Annotated in this window: 1 protein-coding gene; it reads left to right on the plus strand. The window is 65.8% G+C overall.

The window, feature by feature from the left end:
* Window positions 1-374 (plus strand): DUF3141 domain-containing protein (locus SB772_RS39380; protein ID WP_410838436.1); only part of this gene is annotated, 374 nt, incomplete at both ends.

Below are 374 nucleotides of genomic sequence, written 5' to 3' on the forward strand. Positions count from 1 at the left end.
CCTGCAGAAAGTGCGCGAACTGCATGCCGACGCCGACGGCCAGCCCTTCGTGATCGGCAACTGCCAGGGCGGTTGGGCCGCCGCGTTGCTGGCCGCGTCCGCGCCTTCGCTGGTCGGTCCGCTGATGCTCGCGGGCTCGCCGCTTTCGTACTGGGCGGGCGTGCGCGGCAAGAATCCGATGCGCTATTCGGGCGGCATGCTGGGCGGCTCGTGGATGTCGTCGCTGGCGGCCGATCTCGGCGACGGCCATTTCGACGGCGCGCATCTCGTCACCAACTTCGAGAACCTCAATCCGTCGAATACATTCTGGGGCAAGCTCTACAACCTCTATGCGAAGGTCGATACGGAGCGCGAGCGCTTCCTCGAATTCGAGC

This window comes from Paraburkholderia sp. SIMBA_030 (assembly GCF_046535245.1).
Lineage (GTDB): Bacteria > Pseudomonadota > Gammaproteobacteria > Burkholderiales > Burkholderiaceae > Paraburkholderia.